This is a genomic window from Pontibacter indicus (assembly GCF_900156345.1).
In the GTDB taxonomy this organism is placed as follows: Bacteria; Bacteroidota; Bacteroidia; order Cytophagales; family Hymenobacteraceae; genus Pontibacter; species Pontibacter indicus.
This window is the reverse complement of sequence record NZ_FTPP01000001.1, coordinates 660,858-681,489: the sequence shown is the minus strand read 5'-3', so window position 1 is coordinate 681,489 and position 20,632 is coordinate 660,858. Positions and strand designations below refer to the sequence as shown.

Genomic DNA, 20,632 nt, shown 5'->3' with positions numbered 1-20,632 from the left:
TATAAGGTTGAAAATAGGGAAAGCCTTAATTCAGAACATAATACGAGAACTAACTAAAATATATACTAAAAAATATGTTAAATTTTAAAATAAGGCTTATCCTATATAAAAAAATTAGCCTGTGCTTAAGGTCCTTAAGCACAGGCTATTCTGCCAGCTGTTGCATGGGAGCGGCTTATTCCGGCAACAACACCTGATCGATTACGTGAATGATTCCGTTTGAGGCTGGTATAGAGGCAATGATCTTAGCACCGTTTACAGTAGGCTGGTCTCCTTCCAGACCAAGTTTCACACGGCCGCCGTTTACCTGACCAAGGGTCATGTCGTCGTCAAAACGCTCAGCGGGGATAACGCCCACATAAACGTGGTATTGCAGTATGTTACGCAGGTCGCTGCGGCTCTCTGGTTTCAGGAGGCCATCTACCGTCCCGGCGGGCAGTGCCTCGAAAGCGGCATTGGTCGGTGCAAACACTGTGAACGGCCCTGCGTTGGTTAGCGCATCTACGAGCCCGGCAGCCTTAACGGCGGCTACCAGCGTGGTGTGGTCCTGCGAACCGGCGGCTACCTGCACCACGTTCTGCTGCGACTGGTCATCGGCCACGGCAGATTGTCCTGCGGCTGGTGTTGCTTCTGTTTCAGGAGCTGCCTGAGCTGTTTCTTGTGGATTTTCCGTGTTGCATGAGGTCATCAGACCAAAGGCAATCGCTATCAAGGCTACATGTAAACTTTTCATTTTCGTTAGGTGGTTTAGTTTGATGTAGCAATATTCCGTAAATTAAAGTGCTTGAAATATGACTGTTCTTAGTCTAAAAAATGATATTCGTTACTATTTACTATGAGAAGCAAAAACGAACTGCGTGAGACTATTTTCCGCCACCTGGATGGGATCGTAACGGCTCCAACCGCCTTTAGTCTGCACAAACACGGGGTGCTGGCCTACCTGTTGCAAGAGCAACAGGCAAACCTGGATGAACTGGTCTCACGATTCAAAGCGAATGACGGCTACCTGAATGTGGCGCTGCGCGTGCTGTGTTCGCAGGGCTGGCTGGAGCAGGACCTCAACAATGCCACCGACCAGGTGAACTATCGCATAACGGATCGTGGGCGCCTCGCCATTCCCCTTGTGCCTTTATATGAGGATGTCGTGCAGTTAATGCAGCTGTCGGGTAATTTTCATCCGCGCAAGTTCGAGAAGGAACCCTACCAGGTATGGGCAAAGGTGGCTGACAGGTATAAAGACAGGTATGGCTTGAAGCCATCGGATAATCCGGATGAGCAAAGTGTGCAGGAGCAGGTACTCAAACACATCGAAGGCCTGCTGATGGGTCCGACGATCGTGCGGCTGGGCATGAACGGTATGTTTCATAAATACTTTATGGAGAGCCGTTTCAGCCCCGAGGAGTTTCATGAAAACCACGAGGATTTCCGCAAGATACTCGACCTGTTTGCGCACCTGGGCTGGTTCCGGAAAGTGCGTGACCAGTATGAGTATACCGACGAAGGAATTTTCTTTGCCAAGCGGGGCAGTGCTTACGGTGTCACGGTTTCCTACATCCCCACCTTCCGTCACCTCGACGAGATGATCTTTGGCAACCCGAACATCCTTTGGAATAAGCCGGAAGGGGCGCCCGAACTGCACGTGGACCGGGAGATGAACGTATGGGGCAGCGGCGGTGCGCATGCCACCTATTTCAATGTAATCGACGAAATAATCATCGAGTTATTCAACCGACCGATAAACGAGCAGCCCAAAGGCATACTGGACATGGGTTGCGGCAACGGGGCTTTTCTGCAGCATATGTTCGAGGTGATCGAGCGGCAGACCGCCCGGGGAAAAATGCTGGACCAGCACCCGCTCTTTCTGGTGGGGGCCGACTTCAACCAGGCTGCGCTGAAGGTGACCCGTGCCAACCTGATCAAAGCCGACATCTGGGCCAAAGTGATCTGGGGCGACATCGGGCGTCCGGACCTGCTGGCGCAAGACCTGCGCGAGAACTACAACATCGACCTGAAGGAATTGCTCAACGTGCGCACCTTCCTCGACCATAACCGCATCTGGGAGCAGCCGGCGCAACGAACCGAAAATCGGTTGAGCCAGTCGACGGGGGCCTTTGCTTTCCGGGGCAGGCGGGTGAGCAACAATGAGGTAGAGGACAACCTGCTGGAGCACCTCAAAAAGTGGACGCCCTATGTGGATAAGTTCGGCCTGCTGACTATGGAGCTGCATACCATCCCCCCTACCCTGGCAGCCGCTAACCTGGGCAAAACAGCCGCCACCGCTTATGATGCAACACACGGTTTCTCAGACCAATACATCGTGGAGGTGGAAGTATTTCATAAAGTAGCTAGAGAAGCCGGCTTGCACCCCGACAAAGGGGCCTTCCGTCGCTTCCCGGACTCTGACATGGCGACCATCAGCATCAACTTGCTGAAAGGCGAAACGCAGTAAGGCTATACCTATACCTGTGATACCATCTCATTGAAGTACCGGTTTGCCCTTACACGACATGGTCAATTACATACAGCAGCTCCCTTCAAACAATCGCTCTGAAGGGAGCTGCTATACCTGCCGGGTGACCGTTTTGGAGACATTAAGCCTCTACGTTCTGGCTCTTCTGCTTTGTAACTTATAACTGGTTCCCTCCTACGATAGGCCCAGGCTGTCCTTCGCACAAATTCTTCTGTCTATGCTGGATACAGAGTGCATGATACCCGCCTGGCAAGGTAATGTATAACACAACTGGTCGTGACCGGAGAAGGATTCTTTGCTTAGCTTCCGGTATACAGCATGTCTAGGTATGGCAAAGCCGGGAAAATTCGGTCCGGTTAAACTATCGGAGGGTTCACTGTGTTGTGAAAAAAGTGTACGCTTTAAATAAGGCAGAAAAAATACCATTCACTTTTCAATCAGAAGCCTTATTTTAGGGCATTCAAAAACCTTCTGTTCTAACAACAGCTTTTTGAACCTAAAACAAATTCATCCTAACATGAAAGACACAAAGAACACGGCTGCACTTTCCCGAAACGTGGAAGTAAAGTCAGCCTGGAAGAACCGCCTGCGGCTCCTGCTTTTCGGAGCGGCGACGCTTTGCGCCCTGGAGGCCTCTGCCCAGTACGGTGGCAAGGGACCAGCCGGGCAGGCAAAGTTCATCGACAAGGCCAACATGGACCTGAACGTGAAGCCTGGCGATGACTTCTATACCTACGCCAACGGCGTATGGCTGCGCAACAACCCGGTACCTGCCAAGGAAACCCGCTGGGGTAGCTTTAACCAGCTGCGCGATTTCAACATCATTGCTGTGCGCACCATCCTCAACGATGCCGCCGCAAAAACCAATGCACAAGCTGGCTCAGTGGAGCGCCGTGTAGGGGACTTCTACGCTGCCGCCATGGACAGTGCCGCTATTGAGAAACTTGGTTACGAACCGATCAAAGCAGACCTGGAGCGCATTAAGGGTATCAAAGACGTGAACGGGGTACTGAACGAAGTGGCTAACCTACGAACTTCAGGTACGGCTGCGCCTATGTTCGGCTTCTTCGTGGGCCAGGACCGCAAAAATGTGGAAGTGATGATCCCGCAGTTGAGCCAGGGCGGAACTACCCTGCCAGACCGCGACTACTACCTGAAGAATGACGCCCGCAGCACTAAAATTCAGGATGATTACAAGAAATACATCGCGACGCTCTTCACCCTGACTGGCGTGGACCAGGCTACTGCTCAGAAGAATGCGGAGACCATCTTCAACATTGAGAAGCAACTGGCGGCCACCCAGATGGCCCGCGTGGAGATGCGTGACCCGCACAAAACTTACAACAAATTTGCCGTTGCCGATTTCAGCAAGACCACATCAAACATGGACTGGAAATCGCTGATGACGAAGATGAAGGTATCTGGCGAAGACACCATCCTGGTGAATAACCCGAAATTCTTCATTGAGCTGAACGGCCTGCTCGCCGCTACACCTGTGGCGAACTGGCAAACGTACCTGCAGTGGAATGTACTGAAATCAGCCGCGCCATACCTGAGCTCCGACTTCGTGAACGCGAACTTTGCCTTCACACAGACCCTGACCGGCCAGAAAGTACAGACGCCACGCTGGCAGCGCATGTCGCAGCTGACGGACGGCACCATCGGTGAGTTGCTGGGCCAACTATACGTAGCCAAGCACTTTAAGCCGGAGGCAAAAGCCCGTATGGACGAGATGATCGCCAACCTGATCAAGGCTTACGAGATCCGCATCAAAGGACTGGAGTGGATGTCGCCTGAGACAAAAGATAAAGCACTGGCGAAGCTTGCTACTTTCCGTCCGAAAGTAGGTTATCCTGAGAAATGGAAGACCTACGATGGCCTGGCGATCAGCCGCAACTCGTTCTTCCAAAACGTGCGCAACGCTGGCCAGTGGGGCTACAATGACATGGTAAGCCAGTTGGGCAAACCGGTGGACAGAACCAAGTGGGGCATGACGCCTCCAACTGTGAACGCCTACTATAGCCCGGTAATGAACGAGATCGTGTTCCCGGCCGGTATCCTGCAATTCCCGTTCTTCGACCCGAACGCGGATGACGCAGTGAATTACGGCGGTATCGGTGCGGTGATCGGCCACGAGATCTCCCATGGTTTCGACGATTCGGGTAGCCAGTACGACAAAGACGGTAACCTGCGCAACTGGTGGACGGCCGAAGACCGTGACCGCTTCATGCAGCGAGCCAACCAGCTGGTGGAGCAATTCAACGGCTATACCGTGCTGGACACCATCCACGTGAACGGTAAACTGACGTTGGGTGAGAACATCGGTGACCTGGGTGGCCTGAACGCCGCTTACGAAGCCTTTAAGATGACCAAGCAAGGCAAGTCAAAGAAGAAGATCGACGGCTTCACGCCGGACCAGCGCTTCTTCCTGGCCTGGGCACAGGTATGGAGAACGAACATACTGCCTGAGACAGCTGCCCAGCTGATCCTGACTGATACGCACTCTCCGGGCATGTACCGTACCATCGGTGCGCCTGTGAACATGGATGCCTGGTATAAGGCCTTCAACGTGAAGCCTGGCGAAAAGCTTTACAAAAAGCCCGAAGACAGAATCAGAATCTGGTAGCTTATACCTGATCTACATGACAAAAGCCCTCCTGACAGCAGTCGGGAGGGCTTTTTATTTCTAATACGGCGAAGGAAAGCTGGGAACAAGCTTCAGGTATAGCGCAGCCAGATGATCAGTTCTATACCTGACTATCCACTGTATCCTGCAAGCCAAGCACTTCGCTGGTCCAGCTGCGCACCTTCCGGAGCAGAACCGGATCATCTGCAAGCGATTCACCATACGACGGGATCATCTGCTTCATTTTCTCCTGCCAGGCCGTTGACTGCATCTTCTCCGGGAAACAGCGTTCTAGTAAGTTGATCATGATTGAGACGGCGGTAGAAGCCCCCGGAGAAGCACCTAGCAGGGCCGCCAGCGACCCGTCTGCTCCGGCTACAACCTCTGTCCCGAACTCCAGCACGCCGCCGTGCTTAGGGTCTTTCTTGATTACCTGTACACGCTGCCCGGCCACTTCCAGTTTCCAGTCCTCGCTACGCGCCTCCGGGTAATACTGCCGCAGCGCCTCCACCCGCTCATCAGGCGACTGCCGTACCTGGTTGATCAGGTACTGAGTGAGTGGGATGTTCTTGACCCCAGCTGCTAACATGGGGTGCAGGTTGTTGACTTTAAGCGACAAGGGCAGATCGAAGAAGGAGCCATTCTTGAGGAACTTGGTGGTGAATCCGGCATAGGGACCAAACAAAAGTTCGCGCTTGCCATTGATAAAGCGGGTATCCAGGTGCGGCACCGACATGGGCGGGGAACCCACGGAAGCCTTGCCGTATACCTTGGCACGATGTTGCTCAATAACCGCAGGGTTGGTGCACTTGAGCCACTGCCCGCTCACCGGGAAACCACCGAAGCCCTCTCCTTCCGGTATACCTGACTTCAGCAGCAGCGGCAAAGAACCACCACCTGCACCAATAAAAACGAAGTTGCCACGTACCTTATGCTTCGTACGCGTATCGCGGTGCCGGATGCGGACACTCCAGCGGTTATCGGGGCGTTGCTTTAGTTTGCGCACGTCGTAGCCGAAGTATAGGTGCACTCCTTCCATTTTGCTCAACTGCTCAAACATAGAGCGGGTCAGCGCACCAAAATTCACGTCTGTTCCCAGGTCCATCCGGGTGGCAGCCACCTTCATGAGCAGATCGCGCCCCTCCATCACCAGCGGCATCCAGGACTTCAATTCTTCCACATCCTCTGTGTAAGCCATACCTTCAAAAAGATGGCAGGCAGTCAGCGCGTCGTGGCGTCTTTTGAGGAAGTTGACGTTCTCATCGCCCCACACAAAACTCATGTGCGGAACATTTCGAATGAAATTACCAGGCAGGGTCAACTGATTTTCCTGTATCAGGTAGGACCAGAACTGACGCGAGATTTCAAACGATTCGGATATACTGACTGCCTTTGTCGTATCGATGCTGCCATCCGCTTTTTCCGGGGTATAATTTAACTCACAGAAAGCGGCGTGCCCGGTTCCGGCATTGTTCCAGGCGTCGGAGCTTTCGGCCGCGGCTTCATCCAACCGCTCGAGCACCGTGATCCGCAGGTCGGGTTGCAGCTGTTTTAGCATCATACCCAGTGTCGCACTCATAATTCCCGCACCAATCAGCACGACATCCGCCTCCGAAACATCAGGCAGTCTTTGGTCTGTTTTCATAAAAATTTCAGCTTTGGGTTCAGAATCTTACTACGTAGCGGACTCTGTAGGGTAAGATCGCAGAAAAATTTTATGCATCGTTTCGGCATTGGCTATTGGGCGAAAGTCAATGGGAAAAGGGTGAACTGCCCGAAACCGATGGTGAAAAAGCACAGGGATGCTCTAAAGAAACAGACCAGCCAACAATTTATAAATTACTTGAAATCAAACACTTATATTGCAGTTGGTAAAGCATCGCACCCTGCTACCTCACTATTAAAACCTACTGACGGCATACCCGTCAAATGAAACAAATCTTAGATATGAGTACCACCTTTTCGAATGTTCATCTGCCTAAGTTTACTGGTTCTAAATCACCCCAGGCACCAGCAACCGATATCCTTTCAGTCAGCTACTGTCCGCATCACAAACTACTGTACGCGCAGTGGGAGCGCTTCACAACTTCTGCAGAACTACGTCAGTCAATTCGCCTGCTGGCACGTGCGGCCGCTATCCTCAAAGCAGAACTAATATTGGTAGAGATTCCGGGGCATTACAATGTACCGGAGCAGGACCGTGAGTGGGCGAAAAAGTTCATGTACGACGCCCTGAAGTATACCTCTATCCGCCGGGTGGCTCGCTTGGCCGCGACCGAAATGAATCATGCCATGCGACATGCGCTGCGCAGTTTGGAAGAAATGCCGTACGAGGCTCAACTATTCAACGATCGGAACGAGGCGCTGCGCTGGCTGTTGCGTGAGGACTATGTGGCATTTTCAAACGAGGCATTCATCCGGGTGCCCCTTCAAGTTAATCTGAAGCTTGTGCGCCCCGAACTGAAGGGGCGTGGCCATGCCACTGTTCCAGTTGCCCAATCGCAGAGTGGTAATCCCACCAATGTGACAGAGACCCTGCCGGCGCTGATCTCTATCGAAACCGACTTCGTCTCGATTACGCTTGATAAGGTGAAGAGCCTGATGAACATCCGTTGGAAAAAAGCCCCTCACAGCCGCCAATACCGCTATGGCATGCTGAAGGCAGCACGCGCGCTGATTGAGCATCGCTTGGAGCGCTTGCTGCTCAATAACCAGCGCCTGGGCGTGCTCACGCTCGAAGACCAGGGTTGGCTGATCACGGCTGCACAGCAGATGCTGCCCAAGATGAATTTAAAGAAGCTCGCAGTGATTACTTCATCCGATTCGCTGCAGCAAATGAGCAGTGAGCACATTGGCAACAAGCTAAAGCAAGCCGCCGTCAATTACAAGGCCCATTATTTCCTTTCAGAAGAAGATGCCCTGGGGTGGCTGACAATGGATTAAGTTCTGATTGAATAATATACGGACTGATTGCGTTGTAATCCGGAGTCCTGCAACAGATGAGTATGTCCGGAAAGGATTTTTTCTCGTATGGCCTCTGAAAACCAAGGGAAGGTATGGCGTGGTTATTGCCTGCCTTTTGGCTGCAGCTGCTGTGGCAGCTACGCAAAACTGACCTTATATGAAGCGTTTGCTTGTAAAGCTAATAAAATTAATTACTTATGGACTGCTGGTGCCCGTGCTTAGCTTTTTAAGCACCCAGTTTCGTCTCTTCTTCGAAAGCCAAAAGCCCAAGTTCACCAAGGCCTACTGGCAGCAAAAAGGGCAGGCCATACGCCAGTTTAACCTGTTAAAGCCTCGCATGTCAGATCTGCGTGCCATCCTGCGATTTGCACTCAAAGGGGCCCTTTTTCTGATACTTGCTTTTACCATCTTCTACCTGGCCGTGTTTACAGGTATAGTTGGCGGGGCAGTCCCTTCGCGCGCGCAGCTCAAAGCCATCCAGAGCAACACAGCCTCTGAGGTATACTCCGCTGACAAGGTGTTGCTGGGCCGTTACTACATCCAGGACCGCACCAACATCCGCTACGACGACATCGCCCCTGTTGCCATCGATGCCCTGATCGCGACAGAGGATGTGCGCTTCTACAAGCACAGCGGTGTGGATGCCCGCAGCCTGGGCCGCGTGTTCCTGAAGACAATGCTGATGGGACAGGAAAGCTCCGGCGGGGGCAGCACCCTAAGCCAGCAACTGGCCAAGAACCTTTTCCCGCGTAAAGGACGGCGCATCTGGGAAATGCCTATCAACAAGATGCGCGAGATCATTATTGCCCGCAAGCTGGAAAGCATTTACTCCAAACAGGAATTGCTGGAGCTATACCTGAACACTGTGCCTATGGGGGGAAACCTGTACGGCATCGAACGGGCCTCACGCCGCTTCTTCAACACCACTGCCGACTCGCTTAAAACAGAGCAGGCCGCCGTACTGATCGGGATGCTGAAAGCCACGACCAGCTACAACCCGCGCCTCTACCCGGAGCGCTCGCTGCAGCGCCGCAACGTGGTGCTCAACCAAATGGCCAGGTATAACTACCTCACTCCACAACAGGCTGATTCTCTGAAGAAAATACCGCTCAAGTTAAACTACCGCTACATCACGCACAACGACGGCATTGCGCCTTACTTCCGGGAGCAACTGCGACAAGAGTTGGTGCAATGGGTCGCCTCGCAGAAAAAACCGAACGGACAGCCTTACAACCTCTATACCGATGGCCTGAAGATCTATACCACCATCGACTCGCGGATGCAGCGGCATGCCGAGCAGGCGGTGCGCAAAAAAATGGCCCAGCTGCAGCAGCAGTTCGACGCACACTGGAAAGGCCGCACACCCTGGGGATCGGACGCCTCGGTCATTCAACAGGCCATGCAGCGATCCGACAGGTATAAGAAACTGAAGGCAGGGGGCGCTGAAGAAGCTGAAATACTGGAGAATTTCCGGCAGCCGGTGAACATGCAGGTGTTTAACTGGAAAGGCACCACCACCAAACCCATGACGCCGATGGATTCACTGGCGTATTACCAGCGTTTCCTGAATACGGGATTACTATCGATGGAGCCTGCCACCGGGTATGTACGGGCCTGGGTGGGCGGCATTAACCACCATGCCTTCAAGTACGACCACGTGCGCTCCCGCCGACAGGTGGGTTCTACGTTCAAGCCATTTGTGTATGCGGCGGCGCTGGAGAAAGGAATTGACCCATGCGAATATTTCCCGAACGAACTCACCACCTACCCGGAATACGAGGATTGGTCACCACGCAACTCCAACGGTCAGTACGGCGGCGAGTACACCATGCGCGGGGCGCTGGCGCAGTCGGTCAACACCATTTCTGCTCACCTGATCCTGGAGACGGGCGTAGATCGGACCGTGTCTTTGGCCAAACGCATGGGCATACAGCAGGATTTGCCCCGGGTTCCGTCTTTGGCCCTGGGTACAGCCGACCTATCGCTGCTGGAAATGGTGAGCGCCTATTCGGCTTTCGCGAACGGCGGCTACAAAACGGCTCCCATCTACATCGACAGGATTGAGGACCGCCAAAGCCGCGTGCTACACCAGCATTTGAACCGCAGCGGCACGCAGCGCGTGCTCTCGCGCGACAATGCTGCCATTATGCTGCACCTACTACAGGGGGTGGCAGAAGAGGGTAGCGCTGCTCGTCTGAAGACAGAATATGGGTTGCGGATGGATATTGCGGGCAAAACCGGAACCTCACAGGAACATGCCGACGGCTGGTTCATCGGTATTACACCGGAGCTGGTAACCGGCGTGTGGGTGGGTGCCGAAAGTCCGAAGGTCAGGTTCCGGACAATCAGCGAAGGACAGGGCTCGCGCACGGCCATGCCTATCTGGGGCGAGTACATGAAACGCATCGCGCAGGACAAGGAGTTTGCCAGTCTGCGCACGGGACGTTTTGCACCGCTTCCCTCCCATTTGCAAGGCATGGTCAACTGCCCATCTTACCGCGATGCGCCTCCCGAACCGGAAAACATTTTTGACCGTATTGCCGAGCGGGTTGTGAAAACCTACGAAGACTGGAAGAACCAGGCCAAGAGTAACCGCGAAAGAAAGAAGGAAGAGAAAAGGCGCCGTCAGGAAGAGAAAAAGAACCGGCGTGGCGGATGGTTTTAGTGGGGCAAGTTTATGGTCCTTCCATACCTATACCTGAGGCATCTGTCTTTGTTCCAGTACGAACGAGGACGTGGTAGCTTGCTCCGACTAACGCTATGCTTTGAACCATATCCTAGATGTGGACGGAGCTAATGACAGATTATGAGGTTTTAAGTTAAAGGCAGCCGCTATACCTGAGGGAGACTGAATACGCTCAATCCTATACCTGTAGCGGAGCTTATACCTGACGATAAAACTCCGAAACAGATTGTCTTCAGATTCTTTCCGTATACTGCGTGAACTAAACGAGTCAGATGAAACTGCTGATAATTGAAGACGAGCAAGCCCTGAACGCCTCCATGGTGTCCTACCTGCAGGCGGGTGGCTATACCTGCGACACAGCCCTCAACTACCACGAAGGTTCCCGACTGCTGTCCGACCAGCACTATACCTGCGTGCTGATCGACCTGACCCTGCCAGGCGGAAACGGGCTGGACCTGGTGCGGCTGATCAAAAAGAACAGTCCGGATACAGGCATTATCATTATTTCAGCAAAAAACGCCCTTGACGATAAAATCACGGGATTGGAGCTGGGCGCGGACGATTACCTGACCAAGCCCTTCCACCTCTCAGAACTCAACGCCAGGCTGCGCTCCGTTATCCGGCGCCGGAACTTCAATGGGCAGAAAGTGATCAAGATCGGAAATCTGGAGGTGTTCCCGGAATCGGCCGAGGCCCATGTGAAAGGGCAAAAGCTTACCCTGACTAAAAAAGAGTATGACCTGCTGCTCTACTTTGTCACGAACAAAAACCGGGTACTGACCAAGGATTCCATTGCCGAGCACCTGTGGGGCGACCACATCGAAAACCTCGACTCGCTCGACTTTGTGTACACGCACATCAAAAACCTTCGCCGCAAGTTGGTGGAGGCCGGTGGCGAGGACCCGATCACAACTGTGTACGGGATGGGCTATAAATTCACTTTCTGATGCGCATTCTCACCAAAACCAGTCTCTACTATCTCCTGGTTTCCGTCATCGTGTTTTTGCTCGGTGGCCTGAGCTTTTACAAGATCCTGCAGACCGAGATTTACGACGAGGTGGACGACCAGCTTTTTACGGATAAGGAGAACATCATCGAGTACATCAGGCGCCACAACGAGCTGCCCAGCGTGACTTCAGGTATATCGGAGGCGATCATTGTCAGGGAGACCAGTGCCGGTGTGGGTGCCCTTGAGGCGCTGTCGGACACGCTGATCTTCAGCACTTACGACGAAGAGTATGTGCCCTTCCGCAAGCTCACCTTCACCACCTACCAGGACGGCAAACCCTTTGAATATACCATCCTTAAATCGCTGATGGACTTTGAGGACCTTTTTGAAAGCACCATGCTGGCCATGGCCTGGATTTTTGTGCTGCTGCTCGTCGGGCTGGCCGGGGTGAACTACTTCATCAACAAATACAACTGGCGCAACTTCTACGACACGCTCGAGCGGGCCAAACGCTACAGCCTGACGCAGCGAAAACCTTTGCTGCTAAAACCCACCGACACCCAGGAGTTTCAGGAACTTAATGAGGTGCTGCAGGCCATGACGGGCAAGATCCACAACGACTACCTCAACCTGAAGGAGTTTACCGAAAACGCCTCGCACGAAATTCAAACGCCGCTGGCCATCGTGAGCAGCAAACTCGAGCTTTTCATGCAGTCCGACAACCTGACACAGGCGCAGGCCGCCATGCTGGAAGAGATGCACGCCTCCATCAACCGCCTGTCGCGGCTCAACCGCTCGCTCATTCTGCTGACCCGCATCGAGAACCGGGAGTTTTCAGAGAACGAAGTCATCCCCTTCCATGAACTGCTGCAGGAACAACTCGACCAGTTGCATGAAATGATGCTGATGCACGACATTCAGGTGGAGATCGAGGCGATGGAGCCTGTTTTCGTGGAGATGAACATCGGTTTGTGCGAGATCCTGATCTCTAACCTGCTGCTCAATGCCATCCGGCACAACAGCACAGGCGGCATTATCCGCATCAGTCTGAAGGCGGAGGAGCTTTGCATTAGGAACTCCGGTGAGCCCTTGCAGGAAGAGCCGGTGACGCTGTTTGAGCGCTTCCGGAGCGGCAACAAGCTTTCCGGCTCAATGGGCATCGGCCTGGCGCTGGTGAGCAAGATCAGTGAGCTATACCTGCTCACACCTTCCTATACCTACGAAGAGGGCCTGCACGTGCTCCGTCTGAAGTTTCCGAAAAAAAATTCCTAAACTCAGATTTCTTCAGAATTGCTTCAAATTCGGTCAGTATACCTGATCAGAGACACGAAAGAATTAAGAAGCATTCTATGAAACATACATTTTTTTGGGCCATGGCGCTCGCTGTTGGCGCTACCCTGAGCAGCTGCGACCAGATCTGGTCAGCCCGGAACGTACCCGATGCCGTGAAGGTGAAATTTGTGGAGAGTTACCCCACCATCAAGCGGGTAGACTGGGATCAAAAAGGCAACCTCTTTGAGGCTGAGTTCAAGATCAGCGGCCGCGAGCGAAAAGCGCTCTTCCAGGAGGATGGTACCCTGGTGAGCTATACTGAGGAAATCGAAGAACAATACCTCCCGAAAACGGTGGCTACCCATTTGCAACAGCAATTCAATAATTACAAAATAGAGGAGGTACACCGGGTACAGGAGGGCAATATGACGAGCTTTGTGGTCGAGGTTGAAAAAGGTACCCGCGACTATAAGCTTCGTTACAGCGAAGCAGGCGAACTGCTGGACAAATCGGCTTACGCCGCGCCTGAAGTACAGCAACAGGCTGCTTCCCTCCTGCCGATGAAAGACAGCGGTACAACAGTGGAGGACCTGGGTATGGCGGACACGCGCTGGGAATTACCGGCCGAACTGCGCGAAGTGTCCGGTATTTCGCTGCTGTCGGATGGGACCATGGCCTGCGTGCAGGATGAAGAAGGAAAGATCTTCGTTTATGACTTGGAGAAAGAAGCAATTGCACGGGAAATCCCCTTCGCCGGACCTGGCGACTACGAAGGTATAGCCATAGCTGGTGAGAATGCCTACATTGTACGGAGCGACGGTACCCTGTTTGAGATAGCCAACTTCACAAGTGAAAAGCCGACCACCAAGGTATACGAAGCCTCCTTCCCCGCTACGATCAACATTGAAGGGCTCGCCTACGACCAGGAACAGAACCAACTCCTGCTGGCTCCCAAGGGCCACGACCCGAAACTGAAAATGCAGAAGGCCATCTACGCTTTCTCGCTGGACTCCAGAACATTCCTTTTGGAACCGGTGGTCAACATCCCGCTGGATCAGGTTGAGCCACCGAAAAAGGGCAAAAAGAAGAAATCCGAGTACGATGTGCTGCAACCCTCCTCACTTGAGAAGCACCCCACTGACGATGCGCTATACCTGCTCGATGCGGTCAACAACCGGCTCTACTCGATGACAAAAGACGGCAAGCTGACTCGCACCCTGGAGCTCGACGAGTCGCAGCTCCGGCAGGCAGAAGGCCTGACCTTTGATCAGGACGGGGCCATGTACATTGCCAGCGAAGGCGGTAAGAAAGGCAAAGGCGTTATCCTGAAATACACCAAAGGCATCAACTAAATTTTAGATCGCCCTGCACCCTGCGTGTAGGGCGTTTTGCTTTATGGCAGTTGCCATACCAAGGCCACCCCTCCTGCACCGCCATCATAGTAAGGCATCACGATCATTTTATTTTGCCGCTTCAGGTAACTGCGCGCCACCACCTGCTGGAGTTTAGGGTAAACCATGTACACGACTTCAGCCGACAGAATGCCTATACCTGCCCCGGCCAGCACATCAGACAGCCAATGTTTGTCGTTGAGGATGCGCAGTGCGCCCGTAGCGGTAGCCACAGAATAACCCCCAATGCTGTACCAGATGCTGCGATGGCCATACTCTTTGTGAAAAAAGGTGGCATACGCAAAGGCTTTGCTGGTATGGGCCGACGGGAAGGCATCGTTGTTGGAGCCGTCTGGTCGGTTGATGGCCGTGATGGTTTTAAGGTTGTTGGTGATGGTCCTATTCAGTAAATGGGTCATACCCAGCAGCAGGGCCTGTTCAGCATAATGGTGCTTTCCTTTCACGCCTGCTATGTTGAGTCCCACAGTCAGGGCTAAGGGAGCGTTGTAGAGGTAGTCGTCTACGGGGGTGTGATAGTCCTTATACTCGCGCTGTACCACCCGTCGCAACCCGCGACTTCCTTCAAACAGCCCTTCGTCATCCATATGGGTTAGGCCTAGCCCTATCAGCAAGACGGGCACAGCGGTTTTTCTGGCCACCACACTCAACTTGCCGGGTCTGTTAAGTTGTACGGTCGTGTCCATTAGTTGCGCCACCACGGACGAGTCAGGAATGTGAGGGGATTGAATTTCGGGCTGGTGAGCGAATAATGGAGGGAGGGCCAGCCAACTTAAAAGTAAACAGTAAACGTATTTCTTCATAGTACCGCCTTTTTTCCTTCTATATACTAGCCGATTCTGAAGAAAATCTGATTTTAACTAAAAAAAGCCGCTCCCTATCAGATAGTGAGCGGCTTTAAAATTTAAAGCTGTATCAGTAGAGGGCTATACCTTGGGGGAAGTCATCTGTGCTTCTTCAAGGTCCTTCAAATCCTGCAGCAGTTGCAAGCTTACCTCACCGGGCAGGCCATCACTAATCAAGACATCGTCCACTCGCACAATGGGCAGTACACGCTTCGTTGTGCTGGTCAGGAAGCACTCTTTGGCCTGCAGTACTTCCTCCAACCGGATGTCGCGCACTTCGGTCTTATACCTGCGGCCGGCCAGCAGCAGCACATTTTTGCGGGTAATTCCCTTCAAAATGTTTTTGGCTGGCGTCACTACCGTATTGTCGTGTGTCACAAGGAAGAAGTTGCAGCGCGGGAACTCAGAAACAATGCCGTTTTTGGCGTAAAGCACCTCTTCTGCCCCAACGGCCTTTTGCTCCTGCAGCAGGCGTATACCCATCGAGTAATTGATCGTTTTTACCTCTGGCACCTCGCGCACGTAGTCGTGCGTCATGATCGGAATGCCTTTTGCCACTTTCTCGTCTGAAGGCAGCGTGAGCGGCAACTGCGAGATGAGCAGATTCGGGTTCATCGGCGTAAAGCCGTCCTCGGAATAGCCCCCGGTCAGGATGATTTTCATGCCCGCTTCCGGCAGTTGGTTTCGTTCCGTCAGGTCAGCGATCACCTGCTTCAGCTCTTCCCGCGACAAGGGCACCTCCAGGTGCATCAGCTGCGCCGACTGGTAAAAGCGATCCAGGTAATCGTCCAGAAATAGCGGGATGCCCTGCTGCACTTTCACAAAGTCGAATACCCCGTAGCCGCGTTGCACGGACAGGTCGCTGATGTGCAGGCGCGCCTCGCTCAGCGGCACGATCTCTCCAAGATTATAGGCGAAAAGCTTATCGTTTGATGGCATGATGTTTTTTTAAGATTTTGATAACGGGTTCGATCGGAAGCGCTTCCACGATATTGTTGTCACGGCCTTTCATGGTCTGCGCTTGGAAAAGCGAGTTGATGATCGCTTCTTCGGTTGCCTCGATTGTGGCCATAAAAAGCGGCGACATCTCGTCGTTTCGGAGCAGCGTGAAGGTCTGTGTTTTTTCTTCTGACTGATAAGGTATACGCAATCCTTCGTTTGTGGAGAAGGCGATTACATAATCCCCACTCCCATTCGAAGCGATACCGCCGGTTTTGCCCAGCCCCAGCATGGCTCTTTTGGCAATGCGCTCCAGGTTGCGGGCGTCTAACGGCGCATCTGTTGCCACCACAATCATGCAGGAGCCGTCGGCGCTTTCCAGCACCTGATTGCTGTACGAGAACTTGCCCAGTTCCTTTCCGACCGGCACACCGTCAATCTGCAGCACGCCGCCGAAATTGCTTTGCACAAGTATGCCCACCGTATAGCCGCCCAAACTGGCTGGCAGTTTGCGCGAGGCCGTGCCAATGCCGCCCTTAAACCCAAAGCAAACGGTGCCCGTGCCTGCTCCCACATTGCCTTCCGCCACTGGACCACCTGCAGCTTGTTTGATCGCCTGCAGCACGTGCTCCTCTTTCACATGCCTTCCCCGGATGTCGTTCAGGTAGCCATCGTTGGTTTCGCCCACCAGCGCATTCACCGACTGTACCGCTTCGTTGCCGGGCAATTGCAAGGTATAGCCAACCACCGCGTTCATAGCGGTGCCCACTCCTAGGGTGTTCGTCAGGATGATCGGGGATTCGAGGTTGCCGAGTTCCTGCACCTGCGTGCTGCCAGCCAGTTTGCCAAAGCCATTGCCGACATAGATAGCTGCGGGGACTTTTTGCTGAAAAAGATTGCCGTTGTGCGGGAGGATGGCTGTCACGCCGGTCCGGATGTTGTTGCCCTGCACCAGGGTGGAATGCCCCACCTTTAAGCCCGCCACATCGGTAATAGCATTGTGTGTGCCGGGCTGTAGCACACCAATCTGGATGCCATAGTCGCGGGCGCGCTTACGCTCCTGCCCACTTGCGTTTACCAACACTGCCATCATGAGAAATCCTGTAAGGAGTAGTTTCATAGCGGAAAACTAAGTCTAACAAAGCACTTTAACAACCGCCACACGCCTCCCCATCTAAAGCCGGAAAAGCCTTTCGCTAAAAGAAAAAGGCTTAGGTCTACACAATTAAGCAAAAAAGCCTTTGTTTTGCAGCATTCAAAATCCAATAATTTTATCGATGAAAAAAATAGTTTGTATTCTGCTATTTATACCCCTTTTCATAGGTCAGGCCATGGCCTGGGGGCAAAACGGACACCGCGCCGTTGGTTTGATCGCGGAGCAGCACCTGAAGAAAAAAGCGAAAAAGAAAATCACGAAGATCCTGGCAGATAACTCGCTGGCGGAGGTGTCGGTTTGGATGGACGATATCAAATCGGACGCAGCTTATAACCACACGCACGACTGGCACTGGGTAACGGTACCGGGCGGCAAGAAATACGAGGAGACCGAGAAAAATCCGAACGGCGACATCATCATGAAAATTGAGGAGTTGGTGTCTGTACTGAAAGCCGGCAACCTGTCAGCCAAGCAGGAAGAAGAGTACCTCAAATACCTGGTGCACCTGGTAGGCGACCTACACCAGCCGCTGCACGTGGGCAAAGAAGGCGACACAGGCGGAAATGCGGTGAAGGTACAGTGGTTCGGACAGCCATCTAACCTGCACCGGGTATGGGACAGCGACATGATCGACGGCAAAAACCTGAGCTTCACAGAACTGGCCTGGTTTGTTGGCACGCCTTCCAAAGAGCAGGTAAAAACCTGGCAGTCCACGGGCGTGCGCGACTGGGCTTACGAGTCGGTACAGCTCCGGGAGCAGGTATACCGCCTGCCAGAAGATGGTCGTTTAGGCTACCGTTACAGCTACGACAACTTCAGCACTGTAGAGCAGCGCATCCTGCAGGCGGGCATCCGTCTGGCCGGTCTACTAAACCAGATCTACGGCTAAACAGTCCAAAAAATTATACCTGGAATAAAAAACTCCGGCAGCTGTCTCCAGTTGCCGGAGTTTTTTATTCCAGGTATAGAGCCGCTACGTCCGCGAAAATGGAATTTGCGAAAAATAATGTCCCCTGAGAATACAGGAAGCTATTATTTTAAATTTTTTGCAAAAAATTGTAACCTACTATGAACGTTTTACCGTTCTGCAGTGTCTAACATGTATTAACAACAACATATCATGAGTAACGGAAAAGTAAAATTCTTTAATGAAACCAAAGGTTTCGGTTTTATCAAAGACAGTGAAACAAACGAGGAGTACTTCGTGCACGTAACAGGTCTGATCGACGAGATCAAAGAGAACGACGAAGTTACATTCGAAGTGAAAGAAGGCAGAAAAGGACTAAACGCGGTAAATGTGAAACTGGCTTAGTCTGGTTATATATAAAGCGTAAATCAAACGAAGGGCTCCGCAATAGCGGGGCCCTTCGTCTTTTATACCTGCCTGCCCGAAGATTGGCCGGCCCCAGGCTGCTCTTTCCGAAATTCTTTTTAATTTAAGCTTTCTGAATGAAAGCTATCCCTATGAAAAATTTATCGGCCAGGCGCGCACTCACCGGAGCGGCGCTTCTGTTGGGGCTCTGCAGCCTGGAGGCACAGGCGCAGCAGCAAACCCCTACCTTCACCCGTCAGGACACCCTGCGCGGCACCATCACCCCCGAGCGGGCCTGGTGGGACCTCACCCACTACCACCTCGACATCAGCGTAAATCCGGCTGACAGCACCATCCGCGGTACGAACACCATCCGCTACAGTGTGTTGGAGCCTTACCAGATCATGCAGATCGACCTGCAGCCTCCTATGCGTATGGAGCGGGTGATGCAGAACGGCAAACAGCTGAATGTGCGCCAGGAAGGCAATGCCTACTTTGTGCAGTTGGTAGATGCACAGCAGAAGGGCGACCAAAACGAAGTGGTGGTTCACTATGGTGGCAAACCGCAGGTCAGTGTGAATCCGCCCTGGAGCGGGGGCATAACCTGGCGACGGGATGAACGTGGCAAACCCTTTATCGCCAACTCCAACCAGGGAGACGGTGCCAGCTTGTGGTGGCCGTGCAAAGACCACATGTACGACGAACCCGACAGCATGCTGATCAGTGTGGCCGTGCCCAAGGATTTGACAAATGTATCGAACGGCAGGCTGCGCGGTGTGGATGAAAACCCGAACGGCACCCGCACTTTCCACTGGGCGGTTACTAACCCAATCAACAACTATGGCGTGAACATCAACATAGGCGACTATGTGCACTTCGGGGAGAAGTACCAGGGCGAGAAAGGCGTGCTGGACTGCGACTACTGGGTGCTGCGCGATAACCTGGAAAAGGCGAAGGTACAGTTCAAAGATGCAGGCCGTACACTTCAGGCCCTGGAGCACTGGTTTGGCCCCTACCCTTTTTATGAGGACAGCTACAAACTGGTGGAGGTGCCCTACCTGGGTATGGAGCACCAGAGCTCAGTGACCTACGGAAACGGTTACCAAAACGGCTACCGAGGCCGTGATCTGAGTGGTACAGGCTGGGGTATGAAGTTCGATTTCATCATCGTACACGAGTCGGGTCATGAGTGGTTTGCCAACAACATCACTTACAAAGACGTGGCCGACATGTGGGTGCACGAAGGATTTACCGCCTACTCAGAGTCGCTCTTCCTGGATTACCACTACGGCACGCAAGCCGGCAACGAATACACCATCGGCAAGCGGGCCAGCATTAAAAACGACCGTCCACTGATTGGCTACTACAATGTGAACTACGCCGGCTCCGGTGACATGTACAACAAAGGGACCAACATGCTGCACACGCTGCGCCAGATCGTGAACGATGACGAGAAGTTCCGGGGTATGCTGCGCGGCCTCAACCGCGATTTCTACCATCAGACAGTCACCACGCAGCAAATCGAAAATTACCTGGCACAGCACACCGGCCGTGACCTCAGCCGCTTCTTCGACCAGTACCTGCGCGACACCCGCATCCCTGCGCTGGAGTACCGACTGGAAAAGAAAAAGCTAACTTACCGCTGGACAAATGCCGTGCAGGGTTTCGACATGCCGGTAAAGGTATACCTGAACGGCGTAGAAACCTGGCTCGAACCAACTACTGACTGGAAGGAAATCAAAAAAGTGAAAGCCGGCACTAAATTAACCATCGATCCGAACTTCTATGTGCTGGAAGGGAAGGGAGCTTAGAAGTTTGAGAGTTAAGGAATTTAAGAGTTGGGGAGTTTAGGATTAAGAGGAAAATCAGGAAACATTCAAACCCAAAACAGAAGGCCTGCCAATTATTGGCAGGCCTTCTGTTTTAATTGAAAACTGATTATTAGTTGACTTTCAATTCAACTATGACTTTGCATAAGCTACTTCTGATGAATCAGGAAAGTAT

Annotated in this window: 15 protein-coding genes; 10 read left to right on the top strand and 5 right to left on the bottom strand. The window is 52.9% G+C overall.

The features are described from left to right. Positions 1-175 precede the first annotated feature (175 nt). The gene (locus B0B12_RS02905) at positions 176-733 is read right to left on the bottom strand and encodes a fasciclin domain-containing protein (RefSeq protein ID WP_076665982.1); all 558 of its coding nucleotides are present in this window, start codon (positions 731-733) and stop codon (positions 176-178) included. A gap of 102 nt (positions 734-835) precedes the next feature. Here B0B12_RS02905 and B0B12_RS02900 point away from each other — a divergent pair, with 102 nt between their 5' ends. Together B0B12_RS02900 and B0B12_RS02895 are read left to right on the top strand one after the other, a co-directional pair. After that, a complete protein-coding gene (locus tag B0B12_RS02900; RefSeq protein ID WP_076665981.1) occupies positions 836-2,449 on the top strand; it encodes an AprA-related methyltransferase in 1,614 nt (537 codons plus the stop codon). A gap of 715 nt (positions 2,450-3,164) precedes the next feature. Further along, positions 3,165-5,096: a M13 family metallopeptidase gene (locus B0B12_RS02895; protein ID WP_139337780.1), complete on the top strand. Its 1,932-nt coding sequence runs from the start codon at positions 3,165-3,167 to the stop codon at positions 5,094-5,096. 121 nt (positions 5,097-5,217) lie between these two features. Here B0B12_RS02895 and B0B12_RS02890 read toward each other — a convergent pair whose 3' ends face one another. Next, a complete protein-coding gene (locus B0B12_RS02890; protein WP_076665980.1) occupies positions 5,218-6,741 on the bottom strand; it encodes a malate:quinone oxidoreductase in 1,524 nt (507 codons plus the stop codon). Between the two features lie 284 nt (positions 6,742-7,025). On the opposite strand from B0B12_RS02890, the gene B0B12_RS02885 reads away from it, so the two are divergent. The 5 genes from B0B12_RS02885 to B0B12_RS02865 all read left to right on the top strand — a co-directional run bounded on the left by B0B12_RS02885 (position 7,026) and on the right by B0B12_RS02865 (position 14,319). Beyond that, on the top strand, positions 7,026-8,039 hold the full coding sequence (locus B0B12_RS02885) for a hypothetical protein (protein ID WP_139337757.1): 1,014 nt from the start codon (positions 7,026-7,028) through the stop codon (positions 8,037-8,039). 178 nt (positions 8,040-8,217) lie between these two features. After that, complete coding sequence (locus tag B0B12_RS02880) at positions 8,218-10,725, top strand: penicillin-binding protein 1A (protein ID WP_083704062.1); 2,508 nt, start codon at positions 8,218-8,220, stop codon at positions 10,723-10,725. Between the two features lie 293 nt (positions 10,726-11,018). Beyond that, positions 11,019-11,693 (top strand): response regulator transcription factor, encoded by a 675-nt coding sequence (locus tag B0B12_RS02875; RefSeq protein WP_076665978.1) that lies wholly within the window; start codon positions 11,019-11,021, stop codon positions 11,691-11,693. Beyond that, positions 11,693-12,967: a sensor histidine kinase gene (locus B0B12_RS02870; protein WP_076665977.1), complete on the top strand. Its 1,275-nt coding sequence runs from the start codon at positions 11,693-11,695 to the stop codon at positions 12,965-12,967. Before B0B12_RS02875 ends, B0B12_RS02870 begins: the two co-directional genes overlap by 1 nt. Positions 12,968-13,044: 77 nt before the next feature. Beyond that, a complete protein-coding gene (locus tag B0B12_RS02865; protein WP_244554573.1) occupies positions 13,045-14,319 on the top strand; it encodes an SdiA-regulated domain-containing protein in 1,275 nt (424 codons plus the stop codon). 41 nt (positions 14,320-14,360) lie between these two features. Here the strand turns inward: B0B12_RS02865 and B0B12_RS02860 are convergent, their stop codons facing one another. From B0B12_RS02860 to B0B12_RS02850, 3 genes are all read right to left on the bottom strand, one after another. Beyond that, positions 14,361-15,179 carry a phosphatase PAP2 family protein gene (locus tag B0B12_RS02860; protein ID WP_083704061.1) on the bottom strand — a complete coding sequence of 273 codons (819 nt, stop codon included), beginning with the start codon at positions 15,177-15,179 and terminating at the stop codon, positions 14,361-14,363. A 123-nt stretch (positions 15,180-15,302) separates the two neighbouring features. Then, a complete protein-coding gene (locus tag B0B12_RS02855) occupies positions 15,303-16,160 on the bottom strand; it encodes an aminotransferase class IV (protein WP_076665976.1) in 858 nt (285 codons plus the stop codon). Beyond that, positions 16,144-17,280: a DmpA family aminopeptidase gene (locus B0B12_RS02850; protein ID WP_076665975.1), complete on the bottom strand. Its 1,137-nt coding sequence runs from the start codon at positions 17,278-17,280 to the stop codon at positions 16,144-16,146. Before B0B12_RS02850 ends, B0B12_RS02855 begins: the two co-directional genes overlap by 17 nt. A gap of 157 nt (positions 17,281-17,437) precedes the next feature. On the opposite strand from B0B12_RS02850, the gene B0B12_RS02845 reads away from it, so the two are divergent. The 3 genes from B0B12_RS02845 (at position 17,438) to B0B12_RS02835 (ending at position 20,439) form a co-directional block, all read left to right on the top strand. Continuing rightward, entirely contained in the window at positions 17,438-18,205 is a 768-nt protein-coding gene (locus B0B12_RS02845; RefSeq protein ID WP_076665974.1) for a S1/P1 nuclease, read from the top strand. Between the two features lie 231 nt (positions 18,206-18,436). Then, complete coding sequence (locus B0B12_RS02840) at positions 18,437-18,628, top strand: cold-shock protein (RefSeq protein WP_076665973.1); 192 nt, start codon at positions 18,437-18,439, stop codon at positions 18,626-18,628. A gap of 152 nt (positions 18,629-18,780) precedes the next feature. After that, on the top strand, positions 18,781-20,439 hold the full coding sequence (locus tag B0B12_RS02835; RefSeq protein WP_076667618.1) for a M1 family metallopeptidase: 1,659 nt from the start codon (positions 18,781-18,783) through the stop codon (positions 20,437-20,439). Positions 20,440-20,632: the final 193 nt, after the last annotated feature.

Bases quoted from the DNA above. Each gene is read 5' to 3' on its own strand.
- B0B12_RS02905 (WP_076665982.1), bottom strand. From the start codon at position 733: ATGAAAAGTTTACATGTAGCCTTGATAGCGATTGCCTTTGGTCTGATG.
- B0B12_RS02900 (WP_076665981.1), top strand. From the start codon at position 836: ATGAGAAGCAAAAACGAACTGCGTGAGACTATTTTCCGCCACCTGGAT.
- B0B12_RS02895 (WP_139337780.1), top strand. From the start codon at position 3,165: ATGGACCTGAACGTGAAGCCTGGCGATGACTTCTATACCTACGCCAAC.
- B0B12_RS02890 (WP_076665980.1), bottom strand. From the start codon at position 6,741: ATGAAAACAGACCAAAGACTGCCTGATGTTTCGGAGGCGGATGTCGTG.
- B0B12_RS02885 (WP_139337757.1), top strand. From the start codon at position 7,026: ATGAAACAAATCTTAGATATGAGTACCACCTTTTCGAATGTTCATCTG.
- B0B12_RS02880 (WP_083704062.1), top strand. From the start codon at position 8,218: ATGAAGCGTTTGCTTGTAAAGCTAATAAAATTAATTACTTATGGACTG.
- B0B12_RS02875 (WP_076665978.1), top strand. From the start codon at position 11,019: ATGAAACTGCTGATAATTGAAGACGAGCAAGCCCTGAACGCCTCCATG.
- B0B12_RS02870 (WP_076665977.1), top strand. From the start codon at position 11,693: ATGCGCATTCTCACCAAAACCAGTCTCTACTATCTCCTGGTTTCCGTC.
- B0B12_RS02865 (WP_244554573.1), top strand. From the start codon at position 13,045: ATGAAACATACATTTTTTTGGGCCATGGCGCTCGCTGTTGGCGCTACC.
- B0B12_RS02860 (WP_083704061.1), bottom strand. From the start codon at position 15,179: ATGAAGAAATACGTTTACTGTTTACTTTTAAGTTGGCTGGCCCTCCCT.
- B0B12_RS02855 (WP_076665976.1), bottom strand. From the start codon at position 16,160: ATGCCATCAAACGATAAGCTTTTCGCCTATAATCTTGGAGAGATCGTG.
- B0B12_RS02850 (WP_076665975.1), bottom strand. From the start codon at position 17,280: ATGAAACTACTCCTTACAGGATTTCTCATGATGGCAGTGTTGGTAAAC.
- B0B12_RS02845 (WP_076665974.1), top strand. From the start codon at position 17,438: ATGAAAAAAATAGTTTGTATTCTGCTATTTATACCCCTTTTCATAGGT.
- B0B12_RS02840 (WP_076665973.1), top strand. From the start codon at position 18,437: ATGAGTAACGGAAAAGTAAAATTCTTTAATGAAACCAAAGGTTTCGGT.
- B0B12_RS02835 (WP_076667618.1), top strand. From the start codon at position 18,781: ATGAAAAATTTATCGGCCAGGCGCGCACTCACCGGAGCGGCGCTTCTG.